Source organism: Streptomyces purpurascens (genome assembly GCF_045040895.1).
Classification (GTDB): domain Bacteria; phylum Actinomycetota; class Actinomycetes; order Streptomycetales; family Streptomycetaceae; genus Streptomyces; species Streptomyces purpurascens.
Genome location: NZ_CP108341.1, coordinates 1,276,886 through 1,302,990, shown reverse-complemented (window position 1 = coordinate 1,302,990; position 26,105 = coordinate 1,276,886). Strand labels below are relative to the sequence as shown.

General features: G+C 72.2%; 19 protein-coding genes. 13 read left to right on the top strand and 6 right to left on the bottom strand.

Going from position 1 to position 26,105, the window contains the following annotated elements:
- Positions 1 to 80 precede the first annotated feature (80 nt).
- A complete protein-coding gene (locus tag OHU35_RS05870) occupies positions 81 to 1,676 on the top strand; it encodes a peptide-N4-asparagine amidase (RefSeq protein WP_189724336.1) in 1,596 nt (531 codons plus the stop codon).
- Positions 1,677 to 1,852: 176 nt separating this feature from the next.
- On the top strand, positions 1,853 to 3,289 hold the full coding sequence (locus OHU35_RS05865) for a cation:dicarboxylate symporter family transporter (RefSeq protein ID WP_189724335.1): 1,437 nt from the start codon (positions 1,853 to 1,855) through the stop codon (positions 3,287 to 3,289).
- Between the two features lie 256 nt (positions 3,290 to 3,545).
- On the opposite strand, the gene OHU35_RS05860 is transcribed toward OHU35_RS05865, so the two are convergent.
- A complete protein-coding gene (locus OHU35_RS05860; RefSeq protein WP_189724334.1) occupies positions 3,546 to 3,995 on the bottom strand; it encodes a MarR family winged helix-turn-helix transcriptional regulator in 450 nt (149 codons plus the stop codon).
- Positions 3,996 to 4,099: 104 nt separating this feature from the next.
- Between OHU35_RS05860 and OHU35_RS05855 the strand changes: the two genes are divergently transcribed.
- Together OHU35_RS05855 and mltG are read left to right on the top strand one after the other, a co-directional pair.
- A complete protein-coding gene (locus OHU35_RS05855; protein ID WP_189724333.1) occupies positions 4,100 to 5,902 on the top strand; it encodes an ABC transporter ATP-binding protein in 1,803 nt (600 codons plus the stop codon).
- Between the two features lie 43 nt (positions 5,903 to 5,945).
- The gene (mltG, locus tag OHU35_RS05850; RefSeq protein WP_189724332.1) at positions 5,946 to 6,791 is read left to right on the top strand and encodes an endolytic transglycosylase MltG; all 846 of its coding nucleotides are present in this window, start codon (positions 5,946 to 5,948) and stop codon (positions 6,789 to 6,791) included.
- 105 nt (positions 6,792 to 6,896) lie between these two features.
- Here the strand turns inward: mltG and OHU35_RS05845 are convergent, their stop codons facing one another.
- From OHU35_RS05845 to OHU35_RS05825, 5 genes are all read right to left on the bottom strand, one after another.
- The gene (locus OHU35_RS05845; protein WP_189724331.1) at positions 6,897 to 7,973 is read right to left on the bottom strand and encodes an NAD(P)-binding domain-containing protein; all 1,077 of its coding nucleotides are present in this window, start codon (positions 7,971 to 7,973) and stop codon (positions 6,897 to 6,899) included.
- A 65-nt stretch (positions 7,974 to 8,038) separates the two neighbouring features.
- A complete protein-coding gene (locus OHU35_RS05840; protein ID WP_189724330.1) occupies positions 8,039 to 9,067 on the bottom strand; it encodes an ABC transporter substrate-binding protein in 1,029 nt (342 codons plus the stop codon).
- Positions 9,068 to 9,130: 63 nt separating this feature from the next.
- A complete protein-coding gene (locus OHU35_RS05835) occupies positions 9,131 to 9,871 on the bottom strand; it encodes an ABC transporter ATP-binding protein (protein WP_189724329.1) in 741 nt (246 codons plus the stop codon).
- The gene (locus tag OHU35_RS05830; RefSeq protein WP_189724328.1) at positions 9,844 to 10,713 is read right to left on the bottom strand and encodes an ABC transporter permease; all 870 of its coding nucleotides are present in this window, start codon (positions 10,711 to 10,713) and stop codon (positions 9,844 to 9,846) included. The genes OHU35_RS05835 and OHU35_RS05830 overlap by 28 nt, the downstream gene beginning before the upstream one ends.
- A 135-nt stretch (positions 10,714 to 10,848) precedes the next feature.
- Complete coding sequence (locus OHU35_RS05825) at positions 10,849 to 10,932, bottom strand: putative leader peptide (protein WP_349817350.1); 84 nt, start codon at positions 10,930 to 10,932, stop codon at positions 10,849 to 10,851.
- 121 nt (positions 10,933 to 11,053) lie between these two features.
- Here OHU35_RS05825 and OHU35_RS05820 point away from each other — a divergent pair, with 121 nt between their 5' ends.
- The 9 genes from OHU35_RS05820 to OHU35_RS05780 all read left to right on the top strand — a co-directional run bounded on the left by OHU35_RS05820 (position 11,054) and on the right by OHU35_RS05780 (position 26,096).
- The gene (locus OHU35_RS05820; protein ID WP_189724327.1) at positions 11,054 to 11,476 is read left to right on the top strand and encodes a YjbQ family protein; all 423 of its coding nucleotides are present in this window, start codon (positions 11,054 to 11,056) and stop codon (positions 11,474 to 11,476) included.
- 118 nt (positions 11,477 to 11,594) lie between these two features.
- Positions 11,595 to 14,537 (top strand): SpoIIE family protein phosphatase, encoded by a 2,943-nt coding sequence (locus OHU35_RS05815; protein WP_189724326.1) that lies wholly within the window; start codon positions 11,595 to 11,597, stop codon positions 14,535 to 14,537.
- A gap of 65 nt (positions 14,538 to 14,602) precedes the next feature.
- Positions 14,603 to 16,171: a sugar ABC transporter ATP-binding protein gene (locus OHU35_RS05810; protein WP_189724325.1), complete on the top strand. Its 1,569-nt coding sequence runs from the start codon at positions 14,603 to 14,605 to the stop codon at positions 16,169 to 16,171.
- The gene (locus OHU35_RS05805) at positions 16,168 to 17,241 is read left to right on the top strand and encodes an ABC transporter permease (protein ID WP_189724324.1); all 1,074 of its coding nucleotides are present in this window, start codon (positions 16,168 to 16,170) and stop codon (positions 17,239 to 17,241) included. The genes OHU35_RS05810 and OHU35_RS05805 overlap by 4 nt, the downstream gene beginning before the upstream one ends.
- 44 nt (positions 17,242 to 17,285) lie before the next feature.
- Entirely contained in the window at positions 17,286 to 18,449 is a 1,164-nt protein-coding gene (locus OHU35_RS05800; protein ID WP_189724323.1) for a substrate-binding domain-containing protein, read from the top strand.
- Positions 18,450 to 18,617: 168 nt separating this feature from the next.
- Positions 18,618 to 19,724: an NAD(P)/FAD-dependent oxidoreductase gene (locus OHU35_RS05795; RefSeq protein WP_189724322.1), complete on the top strand. Its 1,107-nt coding sequence runs from the start codon at positions 18,618 to 18,620 to the stop codon at positions 19,722 to 19,724.
- Between the two features lie 148 nt (positions 19,725 to 19,872).
- Entirely contained in the window at positions 19,873 to 21,270 is a 1,398-nt protein-coding gene (locus OHU35_RS05790; RefSeq protein ID WP_189724321.1) for a cytochrome P450, read from the top strand.
- Between the two features lie 221 nt (positions 21,271 to 21,491).
- Positions 21,492 to 24,164, top strand: a complete 2,673-nt coding sequence (locus OHU35_RS05785) for a family 78 glycoside hydrolase catalytic domain (protein ID WP_405504948.1) — start codon at positions 21,492 to 21,494, stop codon at positions 24,162 to 24,164.
- Between the two features lie 450 nt (positions 24,165 to 24,614).
- The gene (locus OHU35_RS05780) at positions 24,615 to 26,096 is read left to right on the top strand and encodes an MFS transporter (protein ID WP_189724583.1); all 1,482 of its coding nucleotides are present in this window, start codon (positions 24,615 to 24,617) and stop codon (positions 26,094 to 26,096) included.
- Positions 26,097 to 26,105: the final 9 nt, after the last annotated feature.

Sequence of the window (26,105 nt, the reverse complement as noted above, 5' to 3'; positions counted from 1 at the left end):
CCGACAGAGGTGGGAACGGCGCTGCCTCGACGGGCGGTTGCTCATTGCGGAGGCGGCGGACTCCCCGTAGAACACCGGCCATGAAGAGACGGATCGTCATGTCCATGCTTGCCGGGGCGACCCTCCTGGCGAGCACCCTCCTCGGAACCGGTGCCGCCCGGGCGGCCGACGTCCCCGCCGAGTTCGGCACCGACTGGCACGACCCGGTCACGGCCGCCCCGCCCGTCGGCAGGCCGGCCGGCCCGTCCTGCGAGGTCACCGTCGCCCAGGCGCAGTTCCGTGACTTCACGCCGTACCGGGGCACGTACACCCCACCTGACGACTGCGGCGACCGCTGGAGCAGGGTCGTGCTGCGGCTCGACGGCAAGGTCAAGGGGCGCCAGTACGACCGGCTCGGCTATCTGCACGTCGGCGGGGTGGAGATCTTCCGTACGTCGACGCCGCAGCCCTCGCCCGACGGCATCGAGTGGTCCGTGGAGAAGGACGTCACGCGCTACAGCGACACCTTCCGTGGTCGCCAGGACGTCGAGATGCTCATCGGCAACGTCGTCGACGACACCTACACGGGCGTCCTCGACGTCAAGGTCACGCTGACGTTCTACCAGGGCCGCCCGGACGGCGAGAGCCCCGACCGGGTCCTCACCCTCGACGACGACTCGGCCCTCACCACCCCGCGCAACAGCGAGCGCATCGTCGCCGAGGTGTACGCCACCGGCTCCGGCGGCGGCTGCGAGGAGTACTGGTACCTGTCGGTGCCATCTCCCGCGCCGTACTCCTGCAAGGCCGGCCGCGGCCCCTACCGCGAGGTGCAGATCCGCGTGGACGGCCGGCTCGCGGGCATCGCCACGCCGTTCCCGACCGTGTGGACCGGCGGCTGGTCCAACCCGTTCCTCTGGTACGTGATCCCGGGTCCGCGCGCCTTCGACATCAAACCGATCACCTATGACCTCACCCCCTTCGCCGGCCTCCTCAACGACGGCCGGCCGCACCGCGTCGAGGTCTCGGTCGTCGGCGTCCCGGAGGGGCAGGCCGGCTGGAGTACTCCCGTGAACGTCCTCGTCTGGCAGGACGAGCGGCGCGCCCACGTCACCGGGAAGCTCACCGTGCACCGGGAGGGCGACCTCACCGACTCCTCGGACCACACGCCCGGTTCGGAGCACCGGGTGGACACCGAGGGCGCGCACCGGCTGACCGTCGCCGGATACGTGGACACCTCGCACGGCCGCGTCACGACGACCGTCGGCCGCTCGCTCGCCCACACCTCCGAGCACCGCTGGACCGACGGCGAGACTCGCGACGGGCTCGAGGCCATCTGGACCGACGACGAGTCGGTGACCGTCGACGGGCGCGGACCGGCCCGCAGCACACGCACCCACCGGAGCTACACGATGGACGGCACGACCACCCTCGGGGCGGGCGACCGGCTGCGCACCGCGCTGACCCTCGGCGACCGCGCCACGACCGTCGAGTCGCGGGGCGGCCGGCGCACCGCGTGGTCGCGGCTCGACGACTCCTACACGGGCGACGCCACGTACACGGCGAACGTGCCCCGCGACCAGCGGCACGCCGTCGGCACCACGAGCGAGCGCTACCGGCTGTACGGCTCGCACGGCTGCTACGACCGCACGCTGACCTCGGTGCAGGGGGTGCTCACGGGAGACCGCGACCGTTGCTGACGGGAGTGGTGGGGTCAGTGTGACATGCGTCACTTAAGCCACTTTTACGTGTCCGAAACATTGCGGTCTTGTGCGCGATCAAGACAGCCTCCAAAGTGTTCGGCTACGGAAGCAACTTTCCGTATCGCAGAAGTCCCCTCCGGCCTCTGTGTAGCCCGTCCCCCCAAGGAGGCCCCGTGCCACCGTCCGTACCGTCTCTGCCGCGACGTGTCGCACGCACACTGCGTACCTCACTTTTCGCGCAGGTTCTCTGCGCGCTCGTTCTCGGAATCGTCGTCGGAAAGCTGTGGCCGGACACGGCCACGGCTCTCCAGCCGCTCGGCGACGGTTTCACCCGCCTCATCAAGACCGTGATCTCGCCGCTGGTGTTCTGCGTGGTCGTCGTCGGCATCGCCAAGGCCGGTGACCTGAAGGCCTTCGGCCGGATCGGGGTCAAGGCCCTGATCTGGTTCGAGATCGCCTCCACGGTCGCCCTGGTCATCGGTCTCCTCGCCGCCAACCTCGTCGGGCCCGGCAAGGGCATGAACGTCGACCCCGCCTCGCTGGACGCCTCCGCCGTGGAGAAGACGACCGGCGGCGAGCATCTGCCCTCGACGACCGAGTTCCTCCTCCACGCGTTGCCCGAGAGTTTCGTCGGCGCCTTCGCCGAGAACGAACTGCTCCAGGTCCTGATCCTGGCCTGTCTGGTGGGCGCCGCCCTGCTGCACCTCGGGCACACCAAGGTGCCGAAGATCCTGCCCGCGATCGACCAGGCCCAGGAGGTCATCTTCGCGGTCGTCGGCTTCATCATGCGACTGGCGCCGATCGCGGTGTTCGGCGCGATGGCCCACCTCGTCGGCAACTACGGGCTGGGCGTGATGAAGACGTACGCCAAGCTCATCGTGCTCTGCTATGTGGCGGCGGCGTTGTTCATCGCGCTGCTCGCCGTCGCGCTGCGCCTGGTGACCGGGCTCAGCCTGTGGAAGTTCCTGCGCTACATCCGCGAGGAGATGCTGCTCGCGCTCGGTACCGCGTCCACCGAGGCGGTCATGCCGCGGGTGATGCAGAAGCTGCGGCGGGCCGGTGCCCGCGACGACGCCGTGGGCCTGGTGCTGCCCACGGGCTACTCCTTCAACCTCGACGGCGCCTCGCTCTACCTGTCCATCGGCACGCTGTTCATCGCCCAGGCGGTGGGCGTGGACCTGACCCTGGGCCAGCAGGTCACCGTGGTCCTGGTGCTGATGCTGACCAGCAAGGGCATGGCGGGCATCCCCGGTTCGGCGTTCCTCGCCCTGTCCGCGACCGCCTCCTCCCTGGGTGCGATTCCGGCCGGAGCGGTCGCTCTGCTGCTCGGCGTGGACCGCATCATGGACTCGATGCGCGTCGTCACGAACCTGCTCGGCAACTGCGTCGCCGTGTTCGCGGTGTCCCGCTGGGAGGGGGCCCTGGACATCGCCCGGGCGAAGAAGACGCTCGACGGGGACTACGCGGCTCCGCCGGAGGACGGCGACGAGGGTGACGGCGACAAGGGCGTCGGCGCCGAAGCGCCGGCGGTCGAGCCGACGACGGCCGAGGCGCCGGCGTCGGGCATCCCCACCCAGAAGCCCAAGGAACCCGCCCCCGAGGTCGGTTGACCAAAACCGAACGGGCCGCGGCCACCGCTCCAGCGTCACGAGCGGCGGCCGCGGCCCGTTTCACGCGCCGGGCCGCCACCAGGCGTCAGGCCTTCAGCGCCGCCAAACCGGCTCCCGGCTGAGGGGTGAAGCCCTCAGCACCGCAGGGTCGTCCCCCGTCTGATCGGCGAAGCCCTCAGTGCCGCAGGGTCGTCCCCCGTCTGATCGGCGAAGCCCTCAGTGCCGCCGGGCCCTCCCCCGTCTTATCGGCGAAGCCTCAGCACCGCCGGACCGGCTCCCCGTCGATCAGCGTGTCCAGCAGCCCCCCGAGCGTCGCGCGCTGATCCTCCGCCAGCGGTGCGAGGATCTCCTCCGCGGCCGATCTGCGCGCCGCCCGCAGCTCGCGCAGCGCGCCGCGCCCGTCGTCCGTGAGCTCGATGCGGATCACCCGGCGGTTCGCCGGGTCCGGGACCCGCCGTACCTTCCCGCTCGCCTCCAGCCCGTCGACCAGCGTCGTCACGGCCCGGGGTACCACCTCCAGCCGCTCGGCCAGATCGGCCATGCGCGGCGGCGAGCCCCAGTGCGCGAGGGTGCGCAGCAGCCGGGACTGGGCCGGGGTGATACCGAGGTCGCGCTGCTCCAGATGGCGCTTCTGGATGCGATGGACCCGGCGGGTGAGCCGCAGCAACTGCTCGGCGAGCAGGCCGTCGGGATCGGGCATGGTCATACGGGAACAATATCAGGATGCAGTTCATTGTGAGTGTAGGTAACAATGAGCTACGATCCGACCCGCCCGGCGCCGCCGGCGCCGTACCGCTCTCGAAGGAGCCCATGCCTCCCGATCACGAAACCCGCTGGACCCCACCCGAGGGCTCGAAGGAACAGCCCCGGCAGGTCCGCCGTATCCTCAGGCTCTTCCGCCCCTATCGCGGCCGCCTCGCGATCGTCGGCCTGCTCGTCGGCGCCGCGTCGCTGGTCTCGGTCGCCACGCCCTTCCTGCTGAAGGAGATCCTCGACGTCGCGATCCCGCAGGAGCGCACCGGCCTGCTCAGCCTGCTCGCCCTCGGCATGATCCTCAGCGCCGTCCTCACCAGCGTCTTCGGCGTACTGCAGACCCTGATCTCCACGACGGTCGGCCAGCGCGTCATGCACGACCTGCGCACCGCCGTCTACGGCCGGCTCCAGCGCATGTCCCTCGCGTTCTTCACACGTACGCGCACGGGCGAGGTGCAGTCCCGCATCGCCAACGACATCGGCGGCATGCAGGCCACCGTCACCTCCACCGCGACCTCCCTGGTCTCCAACCTGACCAGCGTGGTCGCGACGATCGTCGCGATGGTCGTCCTCGACTGGCGCCTGACCGTCGTCTCGCTGCTGTTGCTTCCGGTGTTCGTGTGGATCAGCCGCCGTGTCGGCAAGGAGCGCCGCAGGATCACCACCCAGCGCCAGAAGCAGATGGCCACCATGGCCGCCACGGTCACCGAGTCGCTCTCCGTCAGCGGCATCCTGCTCGGCCGCACGATGGGCCGCTCCGACTCGCTGACGAAGTCCTTCGCCGACGAGTCCGAGGAGCTCGTCGACCTCGAGGTGCGGTCGAACATGGCCGGCCGCTGGCGCATGGCCGTGATCACGATCGTGATGGCCGCCCTGCCCGCCGTCATCTACTGGACCGCGGGCATGGCCCTCCAGCTGGGCGGCCCCAAGGTCTCCCTCGGCACGATCGTCGCGTTCGTCTCGCTCCAGCAGGGCCTGTTCCGCCCGGCCGTGAGCCTGCTGTCGACCGGTGTGCAGATCCAGACCTCGCTCGCCCTCTTCCAGCGCATCTTCGAGTACCTCGACCTGCCCGTCGACATCACCGAGCGCGCGGACCCGGTCCGCCTCGACCGGGTCAAGGGTGAGGTCCGCTTCGAGAACGTCTCCTTCGGCTACGACGACAAGGGCGGCCCGGTCCTCGACGCCATCGACCTCACCGTCCCGGCCGGAGGCAGCCTCGCCCTCGTCGGCTCCACGGGCGCCGGCAAGTCCACGCTCGGCTATCTGGTGCCCCGTCTCTACGACGTGACCGGCGGCCGCGTCACCCTCGACGGGGTCGACGTCCGTGACCTCGACTTCGACACCCTGGCGCGCGCGGTCGGCGTCGTCTCGCAGGAGACCTACCTCTTCCACGCCTCGGTCGCCGACAACCTGCGCTTCGCCAGGCCCGACGCCACCGACGAGGAGTTGCACCAGGCGGCGAAGGCGGCGCAGATCCACGACCACATCGCGTCCCTGCCCGACGGCTACGACACCGTCGTCGGAGAGCGCGGCCACCGCTTCTCCGGCGGTGAGAAGCAGCGCCTGGCCATCGCGCGCACGATTCTGCGCGACCCGCCGGTCCTCATCCTCGACGAGGCCACCAGCGCCCTGGACACCCGGACCGAGGCCGCCGTCCAGGAGGCCATCGACGCCCTGTCGGCCGACCGCACCACGCTCACCATCGCCCACCGGCTGTCCACGGTGCGGCGTGCCGACCAGATCGTGGTCCTCGACTCGGGGCGCGTCGTCGAACGCGGCACGCACGAGGAACTCCTGGAGCGGGACGGGCGGTACGCGGCGCTCGTACGCCGGGATGCCCAACTGGAACCGACAAGCTGAAGATATGCCAGGTTTGTGACGAAATGCGGGTTACCGTGCCCGCATGCAGACGAACACTCCGCCACGGAGCACCATGCGACTGACGCGCCGGGGCCGTATCGCCCTCGTCGCGACCGGAGCCGTCCTGGTCGGCACCGCCGTGGCGGTGCCGCTGCTGATCCTGGGGCACGGGAAGGGCGGCCGGCCCGCGACCCTCGTGATCCCGGAGGGCTGGCGCGCGAGTCAGGTCTACGCCGCCGTCGACAAGGCCCTGGCCCTGCCCCCCGGCAGTGCGAAGAAGTCCCTGGCGAAGGCCGCCGCGAAACTGCCGGACGACGCCCGGGGCAACCCGGAGGGCTACCTCTTCCCGGCGACCTATCCGCTCCAGAAGAAGGCCGGGCCGGAGAAGCTCCTGGCGCGGATGATCGACACCGCGAACGAGAAATTCAACGGCGCGCCCATCGCCGCGGGGGCCCAGCGCAACGCGATGAACGTCTACCAGGCCGTCACCATCGCGAGCATCGTCCAGGCGGAGGCGGCCACCGCGGCCGACATGGGCAAGGTGGCCCGGGTCGTCTTCAACCGCCTCGAACGCGGTATGCCGCTGCAGATGGACTCCACCGTCAACTACGCGCTGGGCCGCTCCACCCTGCGGACGACGGAGAGCGACACCCGGATCGACAACCCCTACAACACGTACCAGCGCATGGGCCTGCCGCCCACACCCATCGACAACCCGGGCGAGGAGGCGATGCGCGCCGCCGTCACCCCGCCCCCGGGCGACTGGCTGTACTTCGTCACGGTCCGGCCGGGCGACACCCGCTTCACCGCGGACTACGCGGAACACCAGCGCAATGTCGCGGAGTTCAACACCCACCGGAAGAAGAGCACGGGCGCGGCGGCCCCTTAGGGGCGCGGGGCTGTGCCGATATGAGGCTCCGCCGCGTGGGCGCGACCAGCCGCAAACCACCCGCGGCCGACGGCACGCCGCGGCTCCCTGCACCCTGTTGTCACGTCACGCCGCGGCCGGCTCGAGAGTCAGCAGTCGCCTGATGTCACGGACGGCCGCCCGGCCGGCCCGGTTGGCTCCGATCGTGCTGGCCGACGGTCCGTAGCCGACGAGGTGAATCCGCGGGTCGGCCGCCGCGCGTGTGCCCTCGATGCGGATGCCGCCGCCCGGCTCGCGCAGCCGCAGCGGGGCGAGGTGGTCGACGGCGGGCCTGAAGCCGGTGGCCCAGAGGATGACGTCGGCGTCGACATGCCGGCCGTCCTTCCAGTCCACCCCGGTGGGCGTGACGCGGTCGAACATCGGCTGCCGGTCGAGCACCCCGTCCTCGATGCCCTGCCGGATCGCGTCGTTGAGCGGCAGCCCGGTGACCGAGACGACGCTCCTGGGCGGCAGCCCCTGCCGTACCCGCTCCTCGACGAGCGCCACCGCCGCCCGGCCCGCGTCCTCGTCGAAGGGCCCCTCACGGAAGACGGGCGGGCGCCGCGTCACCCAGGTGGTGGCAGCGGCGTACGCGGCGATCTCCAGCAGATGCTGCGTGCCCGACGCGCCGCCGCCCACCACGACGACCCGCTGCCCGGCGAACCCCTCGGGCCCGGGGTACCGCGCGGTGTGCAACTGCCGCCCCCTGAAGGTCTCCTGACCCGGATAGCGCGGCCAGAACGGCCGGTCCCAGGTGCCGGTCGCGTTGATCAGCGCCCGCGTCGACCACACGCCGTCCGAGGTCTCCACGAGCAGCCGCCCGCCGGAGCCCTCGCGCACGGCCCGTACATCGACCGGGCGCCGCACCCGCAGGTCGAAGGTCTCCTCGTAGCGGTCGAAGTAGTCGCTGATCACCTCGGCGGACGGCCGCGCCGGGTCCGCGCCGGTGAGTTCCATACCCGGCAGCGCGTGCATGCCGTGCACCTTGCCGAACGTCAGCGACGGCCAGCGGAACTGCCAGGCCCCGCCGGGCCCGGGGGAGTGGTCCAGCACGACGAAGTCGCGGTCCGGCTCGAAACCGGCTCGGCGCAGGTGATAGGCGCCGGCCAGACCCGCCTGACCTGCGCCTATGACGACGACCTCGACCTCGCGCGTGTTGTTCACGCTTCTACCAACCGGCCCGGGGGCAAGGATCTTCCCGCCCGGGCGGCCGTGTCATGTCAGACCCGTCACGAGCCTTCCGAAGGCCGGGGCGCGGTGGTCGACGGCGGCAGGTCGCCGTTGAACCGGGTGTCGGTGAAGTCGGCGAAGTCGACCTTGCGCGGGATGAGCTTCAACGCGGTGAACGTGTCGGCGATCTCCTGCTCGGAGGCGATCAGCGGCTTGTCGACCGCGACCTCGACCCGGGTGGTGTAGGTGCGCTTCACCGCCGCAAGGGCCACGTCCTCGGGGAGCCCGGTGTCCTTCGCCCAGACCTTCGCCCACTCCTGCTCGTGGTCGTACACCCACGTGTAGGCGCGCCGCAGCCGCTCCAGGTAGTCCTTGACGGCGGCGGCCTTCTTCTTGTCCTTCAGCGCGTCGGGTGCCGCGACCTGGAAGGTGAGCCCGTTGGTCACACCGTCGCCGTCGGTCAGCACACGGCCCTGCTTGGCCTTGAGCACCTGCGAGGTGTACGGGTCCCACACCGCCCACGCGTCGACCTTGCCGGCGGTGAACGCGGCGAGCGCGTCGGCCGGCTGGAGGTACTTGACCTTGACGTCGCTCAGCTTCAGCCCGACCTTCTTCAGGTTCGCGACCAGCTGGAAGTGCGCGGAGGACCCCTGGGCGACGGCGACCGACTTGCCCTTGAGCTGGGCGGGGTTCTTCAGGGACGAGCCGTTCGGGACCAGGATGGTGTCGCCCTTGGACGTGCCGTGCCACGCGGCCACGACCTTGATCTTCGAACCCGCCCCGGCGGCGAACACCGGCGGGGTGTTGCCGACGCCGCCGATGTCGACGGCCTTGGCGTTGACGGCCTCCAGCAGGGGCGGGCCGGAGGTGAACGTCGACCACTTGATCTTGTAGTCGAGGTTCTTCAGTTCCCCGGCGGCCCGCAGGATGGCCTCCGAACCGCCCTTCTGGTCACCGACGTTGATCGTGACGTCGCCCTGGCCGTCGGTGCCGCCGTCCGAGGTGCTGGCGGCCGAGTTCCCGCCGCAGGCGGAGAGCAGAAGGGCGAGGGGGAGGAGCAGGGCGGCGGGGGCGAGGCGTCGTCGCATGGCGGTTCCGTTCGTGTGGGTCGTACGTGGCGTACGTGTCGTGCGTGAAGTTCGCGGGGTGGGTCAGGCGGCTTCGGCCGCCGTCGCCTCGACGCCGAGGCGTTCGAGGAGTCCGGCGCGCAGCGCGGCGAAGCGCGGGTCGGCGATGTCGCGGGGACGGTCGAGGTCGATGTGCTGCTCGTGGGCGATGACGCCGTCGTCCATCACCAGGACGCGGTCGGCGAGCAGCACGGCCTCCTCCACGTCATGGGTGACGAGGAGCACCGCGCACCCCCGGCGCTGCCACAACTCGCCCACGAGCCGCTGGGCCTTGATGCGGGTGAGCGCGTCGAGCGCGCCGAACGGCTCGTCGAGCAGCAGCAGATCGGGCTCGCGCACCAACGCCCGGGCCAGGGAGGCGCGTTGGGCCTCGCCGCCGGAGAGGGTCTTGGGCCAGGCGTCCGAGCGGTGGCCGAGGCCGACCTCGTCGAGGGCCTGCTCGGCGACGGCCCGTTCGGGCTTGCCCGGCAGACCGAGCAGGACGTTGCGCCACACCTTCTTCCACGGCATCAGCCGCGGTGCCTGGAAGGCGACGGCTTTGCGGCGCGGCACCAGGACGGTGCCCTCGATGTCGCGGTCGAGCCCGGCGAGGATGCGCAGCAGCGTCGACTTGCCGCAGCCGCTGCGGCCGAGCAGGGCCACGAACTCGCCCGGCTCGACGTCCAGTCGCAGGTCGTCGATGACGGCACGGCCGTCGAAGGAGCGGGTGAGCCCGTCGACGTGGACCGCCTGGGGGGTCACCGGCCGGTGAACGTCGGTCGCCATTGCAGCAGCAGCCTTTCGAGGGAGCGGACGATGAAGTCGGCCAGCAGGCCGAGGAAGGCGTAGACGACCAGGCAGACGATGATCACGTCGGTCCGCAGGAAGTCCCGTGCCTGCACCATGAGGAACCCGATGCCGGAGTCGGCGTTGACCTGCTCGGCGAAGACCAGCGCGAGCCAGGCGATGCCGAGCGAGTAGCGCAGGCCGGTCATCGCGCTCGGCAGCGCACCCGGCAGCACGACATGCCGTACGAGGCCCCACCGCGACAGTCCTAGGGACTCCCCGGCCTCGATCAACTGGGCGTCCACGCCTCGGATCCCGGCGTAGACGTTGAGGTAGAGCGGGAAGGTCACGCCGAGCGTGATGATGGCGACCTTGGGGGCCTCGCCGATGCCGAACCAGATGATGAACAGCGGGATGAGCCCCACGAACGGCACGGTCCGCAGCATCTGCACGGGCGCGTCCACCAGGTCCTCGCCGATCCGGAACAGGCCCGAGAGCAGGGCGAGTCCGGTGCCGACGACCAGGCCGAACAGCAGCCCGGCAGCGACCCGCTGGAGCGAGGTGCCCATGGCCGCGGGCAGCGAACCGTCGGCGACCATGTCCCCGCCGACCTGGGCGATGCGGCCGGGCGAGGCGAGCACGTCCGGCGGCAACGAGCCCGTGCTGCTCAGGAGTTGCCACAACACCAGCAGCAGGACCGGGCCGGTGGTGCGGCGCAGCCAGCGGGGGACGCGGGTGCGGCGGGAGGAGGTGGGGACGAGGGGCTGGAGGTCGAGATCGGAAGCCGACTTGGGCGAAATATCGGGTGCCGATGACCTCGGCGGGGCATGGCTGATGCTCATGAAGGGGCTCCACAGGGGGAGAGCGAGGGCCGTTGGAGGCACGCCTCGTCATCGCCGCGCCCACGGGATCAGGGGAGATCGGCGGGCAGGTGCGACGAAGGCGAGGTGAGTGGAGAGCGAGGAGGAGAAAGGGCGTCAGCAGCCGCGGCGACACGCGGCGGAGGCCACCCGCAGCAGGTCGATGTGACCGCGCGTGGTGAGCAGGGCTGAACGCAACATGCGGCTGAACCTAGCCAGGTGGCATGCGCACGGTCAACGGCGTCTCGTCCAGTGGACGCCGGTATCGCCACTCGGTCCGGAGTGCCCGGGTGAGATCCCGCGTGTGCGTCAGGATGGAGGCATGTCAGATGTCTTCACCACTCGAGTTCTGAACGTCACCTCCGGCTCCACGGAGAAGGTCGTCGACATCACCGGCGACTGCGCGTCCTTCCTGCGCGAGGCGGCCGCCGGCCGCGACGGCCTCCTCAATGTCTTCGTCCCGCACGCAACTGCCGGGATCGCCGTTCTCGAGACCGGCGCCGGCAGCGACGACGACCTCCTGGCCGCACTGCACACGCTGCTGCCCGCCGACGACCGCTGGCAGCACCGGCACGGCAGCCCCGGCCACGGACGCGACCACGTCCTGCCCGCACTCGTCCCGCCCCACGCGACCCTGCCGGTGCTGGGTGGTCGGCTGGAGCTCGGCACGTGGCAGTCGGTCTGCCTGGTGGACACGAACAAGGACAACCCGGAGCGGAAGGTGCGCTTGAGTTTCCTGGGCTAGGGCCGCCTGCCCGGACGGGTCAAGCGAATCGTGACTCATGCCCGCAATGCCCGTATCCTCATCAATGCACGATTCTTTCCGATGAGCGGATTCATCGCAGGCGCAGGTGAGGCGAAGCGTGGTTCGGTCCGGCGAGGAACCCAAGCCGGCGGGACGTGCGACGGACGGCACGGGGCCCGCCCGTCCTCGTGAGCGGTTTCTCCAGGGCGAGTCCGTCGAGGCGGGCGTACGGACCTCCATCCTGAACTCGTGGCAGCGCTGCCGGTCCCTGGGCCTGTCGCCGGACGAGTCCGACCTCCCCTACCGGGACGACTTCGACCCGGGGGGCCGTATCGTCCGCGCGGCCGTTCCCGTGCTCGACCGGCTGCAGGCCACCTTCTCCGGCAGCAAGGTCAACATCTCGGTCGCGGACGCGAACGGGACGGTCCTGCTGCGCCGCTTCGGGGATCCCGCGATGGCCAGGGACCTGCCGGCGATCCAGCGGGTCCCCGGGTTCGTGTTCGCCGAGCAGGTCGCCGGCACGAACGGGATCGGTCTGGCCCTCGCGGAGCGGCAGCTCATCCGCGTCCACGGCGCCGAGCACTTCGCGGAACGCGCCCAGCAGAGCGCCTGCGTCGCGCTCCCCGTCCGTGATCCGCTCAGCGGGCGCATCGAGGGCGTCCTGTGCTTCGGCTATCCGCGCGGTTTCGACCGCCCCGCGCTGGCCGCGGCCATCCGCCGGGCGGCCGAGGGCATCGAGCGGCGACTGCTGGGGCAGAGTTCCGCGCACGAGCGCGCGCTGCTGCGGGCGTATCTGGCCACCGGGACCGGGGCCGGGGTCGGCGCCGTCAGCCTGCGCGGCGACCGCGCGACGGGTGCGCCGGTACGCGAACTCCACCCTCGTGACCAGGCGATCCTGCGGGAGAAGGCCGCCGAGCTGATCTCCCGTGCACAGCGGGCCGCCGTCGACGTGACCCTGCCCGACGGCCGGCGGGTGACGCTCGTGAGCCGCCCGATGGCAAGTGCGTCCGGGGTGCAGGGCGTCGCCATCGAGGCGGTGCCGCACGACTCCTCGGCGAGCGGGTCCCTCCTCCTCCCGCATCAGGTCGACGAGCTGCCGGGCCTTGCCGCCCTCCCGGCCGGCCCGCTGCCCGCCCGGCCCTCGATCACCCTCCCGTCCGGGCACCCCGCCGCCGTGCCCGGCCCGGTCCTCGCGGCCGACGGTGGCCGGGGACCCGCTGATCCTGGCGAGGCCCCCACGGCCGACGGCGAACGGGGCACCGCAGGGCTCGCCGAGACCGCCGTGCCCGGACCGGGCGGGACCGTCGCGGCCGACGAGGGCCGCGACGCCGGCGACGATCGCGCCGAGGCACCCTTCCCGGCCCGAGGGCTCGTGATGCTGGGGGAGCCGCACGTCGGGGCCTACGCCCTGGCCGCGCGCCGGCGCCTGGAACTGCTGTCCGAGGCCAGCGCCCGCATCGGCACCACCCTGGACGTGCGCCGCACCGCCGAGGAACTGGCCGAGACGGCGGTCCCGCGACTGGCCGACTTCGTCACCATCGACCTGCCCGACGCCGTCCTGCGCGGCGAGGAGTCCGTCGACCCCCTCGCCGACCTGCGCCGCACGGTGCTGTACGGCGTACGCGAGGGCCTGCCGTTCACCCCGCCCGGCAAGCGCATCGAATGCGGTCCGACCTCGCCCCAGCTGCGCTGCCTGAACAGCGGCGAGGCGGTGCTGGAACCGGACCTGAAGGCCGCCGCGGGCTGGCTCGCCCAGGACCCCGAGCACACCGCACGCCTGCTGGCCCACGTCCAGTCCCTCATCGCGGTGCCCCTGCTCGCCCGCGGTGTCCTCCTGGGCATCGCCAGCTTCTACCGCGCCGGGAGCTCCTTCGGCGACGACGACTGTTCGCTGGCCCAGGAGCTCGCCACCCGCGCCGCCCTGTCCATCGACAACGCCCGGCGCTACACCCATGAACGCACCATGGTCCTGGCCCTCCAGCGCCGGCTCCTCCCGCACGGTCTGCCCGACCAGGACGCCGTCGAGGTCGCCCACCGCTATCTGCCCGCCGAGTCCGACGTGGGCGGGGACTGGTACGACGTCATCCCCCTCTCCGGTGCCCGCGTCGGGCTGCTCGTCGGCGACGTCGTCGGGCACGGCATGCTCTCCGCGGCCACCATGGGCCGGCTGCGCACCGCCGCGCGCAGCTTCGCCGAGCTCGACTTCCCCCCGGACGAGGTCCTCGTCCACCTCGACAACCTCGTGGGGCGCCTGGACCGGGAGGACCCCGACGGCAAGGGCGCCGGCGTCATCGGCGCGACCTGCCTCTACGCCGTCTACGACCCCACCTCGCAGCGGTGCCTGATGGCCCGCGCCGGGCACCCGCCGCCCGCGCTCGTCCACCCCGACGGCACCGTGTCCTACCCCGACCTCCCGGCCGGGCCCCCGCTCGGGCTCGGGGGCCTGCCCTTCGACGCCGTCGAGGTCGACCTCCCCGCGGGCAGTCAGCTGGTCCTCTACACCGACGGCCTCATCGAGGACCGCAACCGTGACGTCGACGTGGTCCTGGAGCAGTTGCGTACGGCCCTGGCCCACCCGGAGCGCGCACCCGAGGACACCTGCCAGGCGGTCCTCGACACCGTGGCGCCCGCGCACCCGCACGACGACATCGCCCTGCTCGTGGCCCGCGTCCACGCCCTGGACGCCGACCGGATCGCCACCTGGGAGCTGCCCGCCGACCCGGCAGTCGTCGGGGAGGTCCGCGCGGACGCCACGCGGCGGCTGACCGAGTGGGGGCTCGAGGAGACCGCGTTCGCCGCGGAGCTGATCCTCAGCGAGCTGGTCACCAACGCCATCCGGCACGGCGCCGGGCCCATCCGGGTACGGCTGCTGTACGGCCACGCCCTGATCTGCGAGGTCTCCGACGCCAGCAACACCGCTCCGCATCTGCGCCGGGCAGCCGGCACCGACGAGGGCGGACGCGGACTGTTCCTCGTCGCTCAGCTCTCGCGGAGCTGGGGCACGCGCTACCTCCCGGAGGGCAAGGTCATCTGGGCCGAATGCGGGCTCGAGGCCGCGTGACGCGTCCGCGGCCCGTTGGAGCCGCAGCACCCTGTGAAATGCCCGAAATGCTGTAATTTGATCGAGTGCGCGACGCTCCCGACACGCCAGCGAAGGCGGCTTCGCCCTTCGGACCGGAGCCCTTGGTCCGTATCCGCGGGCTCAGCAAGCGGTTCGGCGGGACCGTCGCGCTGGCCGGGGTCGACCTCGATGTGTACGCGGGCAGCGTGCTCGCCTTCCTCGGTCCCAACGGGGCCGGAAAATCCACGCTGATCAAGGTGCTCGCCGGAGTCCATCACGCCGACGCGGGGCAGATCACCGTGGACGGGCAGCCGCTCGGCAGTCCCACCGCCTCCCGCGACATGTCCTTCATCCACCAGGACCTCGGTCTCGTGGAGTGGATGACGGTCGCCGAGAACATCGCCCTGACCACCGGGTACGGGCGCCGGACCGGCCTGATCTCCTGGCGCCGCACCCGTGCGCGCTGCGTCGACGCCCTGGGCGTCGTCGCCGCCCACCTCGACCCCGACGCGCCGGTCTCCGGGCTCGCGCCGGCCGACCGCTCGCTGGTCGCCATCGCCAGGGCGCTGGCGGCACGCGCGAAGCTCATCGTCCTCGACGAGCCCACCGCCCGCCTGCCCGCCGCGGACAGCGCCCGGCTCTTCCACGTCCTGCACGACCTGCGCGACCGCGGCCACGCCGTTCTCTACGTCAGCCACCGCCTGGACGAGGTCTACCAGGTCGCCGACACCTTCGCCGTCCTCCGCGACGGCCACCTCGTCAGCCACGGCAGCCTGGCGGACCACAGCCCGGCCCGCCTGGTCCAGGACATCGTCGGCGAGGAGAAACCTCTCGCCCCCCGCCCCGCCGGAGGACCTCCGGCCCCGCCCCCGGCAGCAGGCGCACGCCCCGTCCTGACCCTCGACTCCGTACGCACCCCCCTGGCCGGACCCGTCAGTCTGGAGCTCGCGGGCGGGGAGGTGCTCGGCCTGGTCGGGCTCTCCGACGCCGGGCACATGGACCTGGGCCGGGCCCTCGCCGGGGCCCGGCCGATCCTGGACGGGCGGGCCGTGCTGTACGGGCGGTCGTATCGCCCCCGTACGGTCGCCGAGGCCGTCGGTCTCGGTGTGGGGTTCGTGCCGGGGGACCGGCTGCGGGAGAGCTGCCTCGCCGAGTTGACCGTGCGGGAGAACCTCCTGGCCAACCCGCGCGCGGGAGGAGCGGCGGCGCCGCGCTGGATCGGGCCCCGGCGGGAACGCGCCACGGCCGCCGCTCTGATCGACCGGTTCTCGGTGCGCCCCCGAGACAGCGAGACACCCATCGCCACCCTCTCCGGCGGCAACCAGCAGAAGGTCGTGATCGGCCGCTGGCTGCGCACGGACCTGCGGCTGCTGATCCTCGAGGAGCCGACCGCGAGCGTGGACATCGGCGCCAAGGCCGCGATCCACCGCCTGCTCGACGAGGCGCTCGACGCGGGTCTGGCGGTCCTGCTCCTGTCCACCGACTTCGAGGAGGTCGCGAGCGTGTGCCGGCGCACCCTGGTCTTCGTCCGCGGGGCGGTGACGGCGGAGCTCAGCGGCAGGGCGCTCACCGTCGCCGGGCTCACCCGGGCCGCCTCTGCCATGCCTCCGTCCACCGCCGCGAAGAACCCATGAAGACCCCCCGAACCCGACCGCGCCGGCCGGGCGGGCACCACATCGGCGCCTACGGCCTGCTCGCCCTCACCGCCGTGCTCTACCTGGTCTTCTCCCTCGCCCTGCCGAGCACCTTCCCCACGCTGGACACCGTCGACTCGATCCTGTCCAACCAGTCGATCCCGGCCGTCCTCGCGCTCGCCGCCATGGTCCCCATCGTCACCGGCGCGTTCGACCTGTCCATCGGCTACGGCCTCGGCCTGGCCCACGTGATGGTGCTGCAGCTCATCGTCAACGAGTCCTGGCCCTGGCCGCTCGCCTGCCTCACGGTGATCGCCGGGGGCCTGGTCGTGGGTGTCCTCAACGGCGTCATCGTCGAGTTCGGCCGCATCGACTCCTTCATCGCCACCCTGGGAACCGGCAGCATGCTGTACGCCGTGACCGGCTGGATCACCGACGGCAGCCGGATCGTCCCCGGCCCGCAGGGCCTCCCGCCCGCGTTCACCGACCTCTACGACTCCACGTTCCTCGGCCTCCCGGTGCCGGCCTTCTACGTGCTCGCCCTCGCGGGGGTCCTCTGGCTGGTGCTGGAACGGCTGCCGCTCGGCCGGTACCTGTACGTCGTCGGGTCGAACCCGCGCGCGGCCGACCTGGTCGGCATCCCGACCCGCAAGTACACCGTCTACGCGTTCGCCGCCTCGGGGCTGATCGTCGGCTTCGCCGGTGTGCTGCTCGCGTCCCAGCAGCAGATCGGCAACCCGAGCGTCGGCCTCGACTACCTGCTGCCCGCCTTCGTCGGCGCCCTCCTCGGCTCCACGGCGATCAAACCCGGCCGGCCCAACGCCCTCGGCACCGTCGTCGCCGTGGCCGTCCTCGCCGTCGGACTCACCGGCATCGCCCAGCTCGGCGCCGACTTCTGGACCGTCCCGCTGTTCCACGGCGGCACGCTGCTCATCGCCGTGGGTCTGGCCGGGTACGCCGCCCGGCGCAGGCTGCGCGGCGGGGCCGCGGCGCGCGACTCGCCGGCGGCGCCGCCCCCGCCACCGTCCTCCCCGACGCCCGAGGCCGGAACGGCGGGCACACCTCCCTGACCCCCGGCACGTCCCGCCGCGTCGATCCCCTCACAGGAGCTTCCGTGCACCGCAACCACAAACCCGCCCCCGCGGCCCGCACCGCGCGGCTCGCCTCCTGCGCCCTGCTGGCGACGGCGGCCGCCCTCGCCGGCTGCGAGCGCGGTTCGTCGGACGGCGCGGACGAGACCGCGACGGGCCCGAGCGGCTGCCCCGCCGTGAACGCCAGGGCCCAGGCCGCCGTCACCCGCGCCGAGCGGACCGACATCCCCTGGGGCGGGCCCACCGACGGCCCCGCGGCGGTGTCCGGCAAGACGATCGTCTACGTCGCCCAGACCATGACCAATCCCGGCGTCGCGGGCGCCGCGAAGGGCGTGCGGGAAGCCGCGCGGGTCATCGGATGGGACGTCCGGGTGATCGACGGCGGAGGCACCCCGGCCGGTATCCAGGCGGCCATGAGCGAGGCCGTGGCCCTGAGGCCCGCGGGCATCGTCATCGGCGGCTTCGACCCCGACTCCACGGCACAGCAGGCGGCGCGGGCCAACGCCCAGGGCATCCCGCTCATCGGCTGGCACGCGGTCCCCGAGCCCGGCCCCAGCCGGCAGCCCGACCTCTTCACCAACGTCACCACCCGGGTCCAGGACGTGGCCCGCATCAGCGCGCAGTGGATCATCTCCGACTCGGACGGCCGCGCCGGGGTCGTGGTCATCACCGACGCCTCGATCCCCTTCGCCAGGAACAAGTCCGACCTGATCAGGAAGGAACTCGCCGCCTGCTCCGGCGTGCGGCTGCTCTCGGTCGAGAACATCCCGATCCCCGACGCGAGCAGCCGCACCCCGCGGGAGGTCTCCTCCCTGCTCTCCCGGTTCCAGGACCGCTGGACCCACTCCGTCGCCATCAACGACCTGTACTTCGCCGACGCCGCCCCCGCCTTCCGCGCGGCCGGCGAGAAGGGCTCCGGCCCGCCCTTCAACATCGGCGCCGGCGACGGCGACCCGTCCGCCTTCCAGCGCATCAACAGCGAGCAGTACCAGGCCGCCACCGTGCCCGAGCCGCTCACCCTCCAGGGCTGGCAGATCGTCGACGAGTTCAACCGCGCCTTCGCGGGCCGCCCGGCCAGCGGGTACACGGCCCCCATCCACATCGCCACGGCCGGCAACAGCGAGGGCGCCGCGACCTGGGACCCGTCGGGCTATCAGGAGGCGTACCGGAAGATCTGGGGGAAGTGACGGCCGGTCAAGGTGCCCATCCCTTCACGGAACATGCACGGAACCTCGGAATCCCTTTAATTTTCAAGCGCTAATCTCACCGTCAGTCGAGTGGCCGCCGGGGGTCGATCCGAGCGGGGCCCGTCCGCGGCGGCACTCGCACCCCCCACCAGGCACAGGAGACTCGGTGTGTACGACGGCGACGTAGTGGTGATCGGCGGCGGCTACGCCGGTGTCCGGCTGGCGAAGCGGCTGGACGGCCTCGCCCGGGTCACGCTGGTGGACCGCAAGGAGGTCTTCTTCCACCGCGTCGCCTCTCTGCGCGCCGGTATCCGCCCCGAGTGGACCCACACCCCCTTCATCCCGTACGACCGGCTGCTCGGCAACGGCCGGGTGGTCGCGGGCAAGTGCGTCCGCATCGACACCGCGGAGCGGCAGGTCGTCCTCGCCACCGGCGAGCGGCTGCCCTACGACGTGGTCGTGATCGCCACCGGCGCCGACTACCCCGAGCCGGCCCGCTTCTCGGGCACCACCATCGAGGAGGCGGCCAAGTCGTTCGCCGAACACCAGCGCAACGTCGCCACGGCCGAACACGTCCTCGTCGTCGGCGGCGGCCCCGGGGGCGTCGAACTCAGCGCCGAGATCCGCCTCGCCCGCCCCGACGCCCGGGTCACGCTCGCCCACTCCGGGCCGGCGCTGCTCGACTCCACGGGCAGTACACGGCCGGGACGCAAGGCCCTGGCCTGGCTGGAGTCCCACGGTGTCGAGGTACGGCTCGACGCCTTCATGTCCCCCGGCAACGACTTCGGCACCTACCGAGACGCCCGCGGCGACATCATCGAGGCCGACCTGTCCTTCTGGGCGACCGGCACCACCCCCAACACCCTCTGGCTCCGCCTGGCCGGACACGGCGACTGGCTCAACCGGGACGGACACGTCAAGGTCGACCGGACGCTGCGCGTCGAGGGGAAGCTCGATGTGTTCGCCGTCGGCGACGTGAACGACGTCAGCGAACTCAAGATCACCCCCGCCGCCCTCGCCCAGGCGGACATCGCCGCCCACAACATCCGCGCCTACCTGCAGAGTTCCGGCAAGCACCGCAAGGAGCCGCGCTTCTACCGGCCGATCCAGCGCACCCCCCTCATCGTGCCGTTCGGCCCGGCCGACGGACTGACCGTGCTGCCCGTACCCGGCGGCGAGTCCGCCGTCCTCGGCAGCCGCACCACCACCCTGGCCAAGGCGAAAACGCTCATGACGCCCTACATGCGCCGCCAACTCGGCTACACGGCGGCCTGATCCGCGGCACGTCCCGCCGCCGGGCCGCCCTCCTCACCCCACCCCCCGTCGTTACCCGCGAGTTCGCCCTGGGGTAGGGTCCCCACCGTTTCCGGCTACCGGCTGATGGTGTGCCGGTACAGGGCGTGTCGGAGGGATGGCAAGGCAAATGGAATCCCAGTGGGGTGACGGCGGATCCGTGGACCTGGACGACACGCGGCTGGAGTCCTTGAGCCCCGAACCGCTGCTGACCCGGGACTACGAGACACGGCCCTCGCTCGTCTACGAGCGGCTGCGGCACGAGCACGGCCCGGTCGCGCCGGTCGATCTGCTGGGGGTGCCCGCCTGGCTGGTCCTGGGCTACCGCGAGGCGCTCCAGGTGCTCCAGGACAACGACGGCTTCCCGAAGGGGCTGGAGAACTGGCGGGCCCGCTCCGAGGGCAGGGTGCCGGCCGACTGGCCGCTCGGCCCGTCCCTGGAGGTCAACCACATCCTGATCCAGGGCGGCCCCGGCTACCGGCCGCTGCGGTCCGCGTGGGACGTGGCCCTCAAGCCGTTCCAGGACCCGCGCCACCCGCAGGCCAAGCGCCTGAAGTCCGCCGTCACCGCCTACGCCGACGAGCTGATCACCCTGGTGGGGCAGGGCGGCAGGACCGGCGTGGCGGACCTGTCCGCGCAGTTCTCCCGGCCGCTGCCGCTGATGGTGGCGAGCCATCTGCTCGGCTTCCCCGGCTCGCAGGGCGACGACGCGCTGATGGACATGTGGCGTGTGCTCGACGCGGGCCCGGACGCCGAGGCCGCGCTGGAGCGCCTGCTGGCGACCCTGGCGGAACTGGCCGCGGGGAAGCTGCAGAAGCCGGGCGACGACTTCCCCTCGTACCTGCTGGCCGCGCACCCGGACCTCTCGCTCGACCATCTCGCCCGCGAACTGTTCATGCTGCTGGGCATGACCTCCGACCATGTCGGCATCCTCATCTCCAACACCGTCGTCGAGGTCATCTCGGGGGAGAGCAGCGTGCGCGCCAGCCTGTCCGCCGGGATGGTCAGGGAGACCATGAACCGGGTGGTCATGCGCAAGCCGCCCCTGGTGAACTTCGTCCCGCGCTTCGCCGCCCAGGACACGCCGCTCGGCAACTACACGATCCGGGCCGGCGACCCGGTGTGGGTCTCCTCGGCCGCCGCGCACGCCGACCCGCTCTTCGCCGACCACGTCGCCTCCGGCACCACCATCAGCACCCGGGCGCATCTGTCCTGGGGAGCCGGTCCGCGGCAGTGCCCGGCCCGGGAGCTCGCCTCGACGGTCGCGGCGGCCGGGGTGGGGCGCCTGTTCGAGCGGTTCGACCACCTCGACCTCGCTCTGCCCGCCGACCAACTGCCCTGGCGTTCCTCCCCGTTCATGCGGGGCCTGCGCTCGCTGCCCGTGCGGTACGAACTCGCCTCGGCGCCCGCGCGGCCGGCGGCGGACCCCGCGCCGGGGGTGGCGGAGGAGGTCCTGCCGGACCCGTCCGCCCGGCAGCGCTCCTCGCTCTGGCGCTATCTGACCGGCCTGATCCGCGGCGGCCGCTGACCGCGAGGCCGGTCCGCCGACCGGCCCTCGGGAAGCCGTGCCCGCGGCTTCGCCCCCGACGGTGACGCCCTCGCCCGTCCGGGAGTCGTCGGTCACGGCCACGTCGGAACGCGGATCACGATCGGATTATCACCGCCCGCCCCGGGAATCTCAGTTCGGGCCGCACGCGTGACCGGCCCTGTTGAAACGATTCACCAGAGCGTGGAGTGAGGAGCTTCCCCATGCAGGCCAAGGTCACCGCTCCCGTCTTCGAACATCACCGGGCGCCGCTCGGCATCGGCGAGCCCCGGCCCCGGTTGAGCTGGCGCACCGAGACCGACGCACCCGACTGGCGGCAGTCGGCGTACGAGATCGAGCTGCTCGACGACGCCGGCACCCGGATCGGCGGGACGGACGGCCGTGTCGGGTCGGACGCGTCGGTGCTGGTGCCGTGGCCCGGGCCGGACCTGGCCTCGCGCACCCGGGCCGGGGCACGGGTGCGCGTATGGGGCGCCGAGGGCCGGGTCTCCGCCTGGTCGCCGGTCGCGTACGCGGAAACCGGACTGCTGGACGCGGCGGACTGGACGGCCCGCCCGATCGCCCCGCACCCGGACCTGGGCATCGACCCGGGACGGCCACAGCCCGTCGTCCTGCTGCGCCGCTCCTTCCGGCTGCGCGCCCCGGTCGCCGCGGCCCGCCTGTACGTCACCGCCCTCGGCGTCTGCCGGCCGGAGCTCAACGGCCGGCCGGTCGGCGCGGACGTCCTCACGCCGGGCTGGTCCTCGTACCACCATCGGCTGCGCTACTCCACCTACGACGTGACGGAGCAGCTGCGCGAGGGCGCGAACGTGCTCGGCGCCCAGCTCGGCGAGGGCTGGTACAGCGGCCGGCTCGGCTTCCACGGAGGCCGGCGCGCCGTGTACGGCGACCGGCCCGCCCTGCTCGCCCAACTGGAGATCCGCTACGCCGACGGGAGCCGCGAGACTGTCGCCACCGACGGGCGCTGGCAGGCCGCGACCGGGCCGGCGCCGCGGTCCGAGCTGTACGACGGCGAGGAGTACGACGCCCGCCTGGAGCGCCCCGGCTGGTCCGCGCCCGGCGAGGCCGGCGACGGCTGGGTGCCCGTCATCGAACTGGACATGCCCCGGGGCGACTTGGTGGCGCCCACCGGACCGCCCGTACGCCGTACGCGGACGCTGAAGCCCGTGCGGGTCCTGACCACCCCGGCCGGACGCACCGTGCTGGACTTCGGGCAGAACCTGGTCGGCCGCCTGCGGCTCAGGGTGCGGGGCGAGGCGGGACGGACGGTCACCCTGCGCCACGCCGAGGTCCTGGAACACGGCGAACTCGCCCTGCGCCCCCTGCGGCACGCCGAGGCCACCGACCGCTACACCCTCAAGGGCGCCCCCGAGGGGGAGACGTACGAGCCCCTCTTCACCTTCCACGGCTTCCGGTACGCCCAAGTGGACGACTGGCCCGGCGAGTTGGACCCCGGCGACATCGAAGCCGTCGTCCTGCACACCGACATGGAACGCACCGGCTGGTTCGCGTGCTCCGACCCCCTGGTCGAGCAACTGCACGCGAACATCGTGTGGGGCATGCGCGGCAACTTCCTCGATCTGCCGACCGACTGCCCGCAGCGCGACGAACGCCTCGGCTGGACCGGCGACATCGCCGTCTTCGCCCCCACCGCCGCCTTCCTGTACGACTGCTCCGGCATGCTCGGCTCCTGGCTGCGCGACCTCGCCGCCGAGCAACTCGCCCGCCCCGACGGCGCCGTCCCGCCGCTGGTCGTGCCCGACGCCCTGCCCGACGGCTTCCCGAGCGCGGCGAACGCGATCTGGGCCGACAGCGCGGTCTTCGTCCCCTGGGCGCTGTACCGGGCCTTCGGCGACGAGGGCCTGCTGCGCACCCAGTGGGAGTCGATGTCCGCCTGGGCCGACGAACTGGAGCGGTATGCGACGGAGGGCGGTGGCCTGTGGCGTGCCGAGTTCCAGCTCGGCGACTGGCTGGACCCGGGCGCCCCGCCGGACCGGCCGGGAGACGCCAGGACCGACGGCGACCTGGTGGCCAACGCCTACGCGGCCCGCACGGCCGAGATCATGGCCGAAGTGGCGGCCCTGCTGGGGGAGCCGGAGCACGCCGAGCGGTACACGCGGCTCGCCGGGCGGGTGCGGGCCGCCTTCGCCGACGAGTTCGTCACCCCGGGCGGCCTGCTGGCCTCGGACGCGCAGACCGCGTACGCGCTGGCCCTGCGGTTCTCGCTGCTGCCCACCGCACGGCAGCGCGAGCGGGCCGGCCGGCGTCTGGTGGAGATCGTCCGCCGGGCCGGGTTCCGGATCGCGACCGGGTTCGCCGGCACCCCGCTGATCTGCGACGCGCTCACCGAGGCGGGCGCGCCCGAGATCGCCTACCGGATGCTGCTGGAAACCGGCTGCCCGTCCTGGCTGTACCCGGTGACCATGGGCGCCACCACGGTCTGGGAGCGCTGGGACTCGCTGCTGCCCGACGGCACGGTCAACCCGGGCGAGATGACCTCCTTCAACCACTACGCGCTCGGCGCTGTCGCCGACTGGCTGCACCGCACCGTCGCCGGGCTCGGGCAGGCCGGGCCCGGCTGGAAGCGGCTGCGCATCGCACCGGTGCCCGGCGGCACGCTGACCCGCGCGCAGGCCGCGCACCTCACGCCGTACGGGCGCGCCGAGGCCGGGTGGGAGCGGCGGGGCGACACCGTCACGGTCACGGCGGTCGTCCCGCCCAACACCTCCGCCCTGGTCGAACTCCCCGGCGGCAAGCCGCCGTTCGAGGTCGGATCGGGCAGCCACACCTTCACCGTGGAGGGCGTCACGACGCCTGAGTGGCCTCCGCCGCCGCTGCGCCACCCGTTCTCCTCACCGGAGACGGAGACGGGCTGACCGAACGTGCGCCTCAGGAACCGAGGCGGCAGGGCGACCCCGGTGTCCCGGCGGATCTCGTCCAGCAGCCGGAGGATCTGCGCCTGGATCGACACGTCCAGGGCGGCCAGGTCCTCGTCCCGGCCGGGCCGCCCTGCGCCGGGGCGTGCGAGCCTCGCGCGGGTGGCTGACGCCCCAGGTCAGCAGCGCGTTGGAGGCGATGTGGGCCCGGGTGCGGCACAGCAGGTCGAGGGTGTCGGTGACAGCGTGCGGTGGACGCCTCGCACCAACTGACCGTCCTGCGCGAGCAACTGCTGTCGCCGAAGGGCCACCGCAGGGGCTGACGGTGATCGAGTGGTGAGGTCCGGGGGGCGGGCGTACCGTCGAACGGTGGACACCGCAGGCAGCAGCCCGCAGCCGGCTTCACCACAGGCGACCACCACCAGGGAATCCGGTGGTGGCGGAAACGCGATGGCGCTGTTCGTCATCGCCTCCTGCCAGCTGATGGTGGTCCTCGACATCACCATCGTGAACATCGCGCTGCCGCACATCCAGAGTTCGCTGGACTTCTCCACCACCAGCCTGTCGTGGGTGGTCAACGCCTACACGCTCACCTTCGGCGGCCTGCTGCTGCTCGGCGGCCGGGCCGGCGACATCCTGGGCCGGCGGCGCGTCTTCATCTTCGGCGTGCTGCTCTTCGTGCTCGCCTCCCTGCTCGGCGGGTTCGCCCAGAACTCCGGCCAACTCCTCGGCGCACGCGCCCTCCAGGGCGTCGGCGGCGCCATCGCCTCCCCGACGTCCCTCGCCCTGATCAGCACCACCTTCCGCGAAGGGCCCGAACGCAATCGCGCCTTCGGCGTCTTCGCCGCGGTCTCGGCCGGCGGCGGCGCGATCGGTCTGCTCGCCGGCGGCATGCTCGTGGAGTGGCTGAACTGGCGGTGGGTGCTTTTCGTCAACGTGCCCATCGGCCTGCTCATCGTGCTGGCCACGCCCCGTTACATCAGGGAGTCCGAGCGTCACCCCGGACGCTTCGACATCGCCGGCGCGCTCACCTCCACCGCGGGCATGGTGCTGCTCGTCTACGGGTTCATCAGAGCCGCGCAGGACGGCTGGCGGGACCCGCTCACGGTGGCCTCGTTCGTCGGGGCGGTCGTCGTCCTGGCGGCCTTCATCCTGATCGAGCGGCGTTCCAGACAGCCCATCACGCCCCTGCACATGTTCGCCGACCGCAACCGTGCGGGCACCTACGGCATCATGCTGTGTCTCGCCGCCGCGATCTTCGGCATGTTCTTCTTCCTGACGCTCTTCGTGCAGAACGTGCTGGGCTTCAGCCCGCTCGCGGCCGGACTGGCCTTCCTTCCGGTCAGCGCGGTCATCGCCGTCGGCGCCGGACTGGCGTCGCGCTTCCTGCCCGTCTACGGGCCCAAACCGTTCATGGTGGTGGGCGCGATCCTGGCAGCCGCAGGCCTCGCCTGGCTCACCCTGACCGACGTGCACTCCACCTACGCGGGCAGCGTCCTCGGCCCGATGCTCGTCTTCAGCCTGGGCATGGGCATGGAGTTCGTGTCGCTGACCCTCATGGCGCTGTCCAACGTGGCCACCCCGGAGACCGGCGCGGCGTCCGGACTCCTCAACGCCACCCAGCAGGTCGGCGGCTCGCTCGGCCTGTCCATCCTGGTCACGATGTACGGCACGGCCAGCACCAACGAGGCGGATAAGCAGATCCCGGACTTCCTCCGGCAGGCGACCCCCAGCGAGCGCCTGCGGTTCGAACAGACCGGGCAGGTGCCGAAACCCTGGTCCGACGAGATCCTCACCGCCGGCGTCTCGGCCGCCTTCATCATGGCGGCGATCTTCACCGCCGTCGCCGCGCTGATCGCCCTCGTCGTCATCCAGGTCCGCCCCTCCGACCTGGAACGTCTCAAGGGCGGGACGGGCCCCGGCCCGATGTGAGGCCCGCCC

Bases quoted from the DNA above. Each gene is read 5' to 3' on its own strand.
- OHU35_RS05805 (WP_189724324.1), top strand. From the start codon at position 16,168: ATGAAGACCCCCCGAACCCGACCGCGCCGGCCGGGCGGGCACCACATC.
- OHU35_RS05870 (WP_189724336.1), top strand. From the start codon at position 81: ATGAAGAGACGGATCGTCATGTCCATGCTTGCCGGGGCGACCCTCCTG.
- OHU35_RS05825 (WP_349817350.1), bottom strand. From the start codon at position 10,932: ATGTTGCGTTCAGCCCTGCTCACCACGCGCGGTCACATCGACCTGCTG.
- OHU35_RS05830 (WP_189724328.1), bottom strand. From the start codon at position 10,713: ATGAGCATCAGCCATGCCCCGCCGAGGTCATCGGCACCCGATATTTCG.
- OHU35_RS05860 (WP_189724334.1), bottom strand. From the start codon at position 3,995: ATGACCATGCCCGATCCCGACGGCCTGCTCGCCGAGCAGTTGCTGCGG.
- OHU35_RS05790 (WP_189724321.1), top strand. From the start codon at position 19,873: ATGGAATCCCAGTGGGGTGACGGCGGATCCGTGGACCTGGACGACACG.
- OHU35_RS05855 (WP_189724333.1), top strand. From the start codon at position 4,100: ATGCCTCCCGATCACGAAACCCGCTGGACCCCACCCGAGGGCTCGAAG.
- mltG (WP_189724332.1), top strand. From the start codon at position 5,946: ATGCAGACGAACACTCCGCCACGGAGCACCATGCGACTGACGCGCCGG.
- OHU35_RS05835 (WP_189724329.1), bottom strand. From the start codon at position 9,871: ATGGCGACCGACGTTCACCGGCCGGTGACCCCCCAGGCGGTCCACGTC.
- OHU35_RS05785 (WP_405504948.1), top strand. From the start codon at position 21,492: ATGCAGGCCAAGGTCACCGCTCCCGTCTTCGAACATCACCGGGCGCCG.
- OHU35_RS05820 (WP_189724327.1), top strand. From the start codon at position 11,054: ATGTCAGATGTCTTCACCACTCGAGTTCTGAACGTCACCTCCGGCTCC.
- OHU35_RS05840 (WP_189724330.1), bottom strand. From the start codon at position 9,067: ATGCGACGACGCCTCGCCCCCGCCGCCCTGCTCCTCCCCCTCGCCCTT.
- OHU35_RS05780 (WP_189724583.1), top strand. From the start codon at position 24,615: ATGGCGCTGTTCGTCATCGCCTCCTGCCAGCTGATGGTGGTCCTCGAC.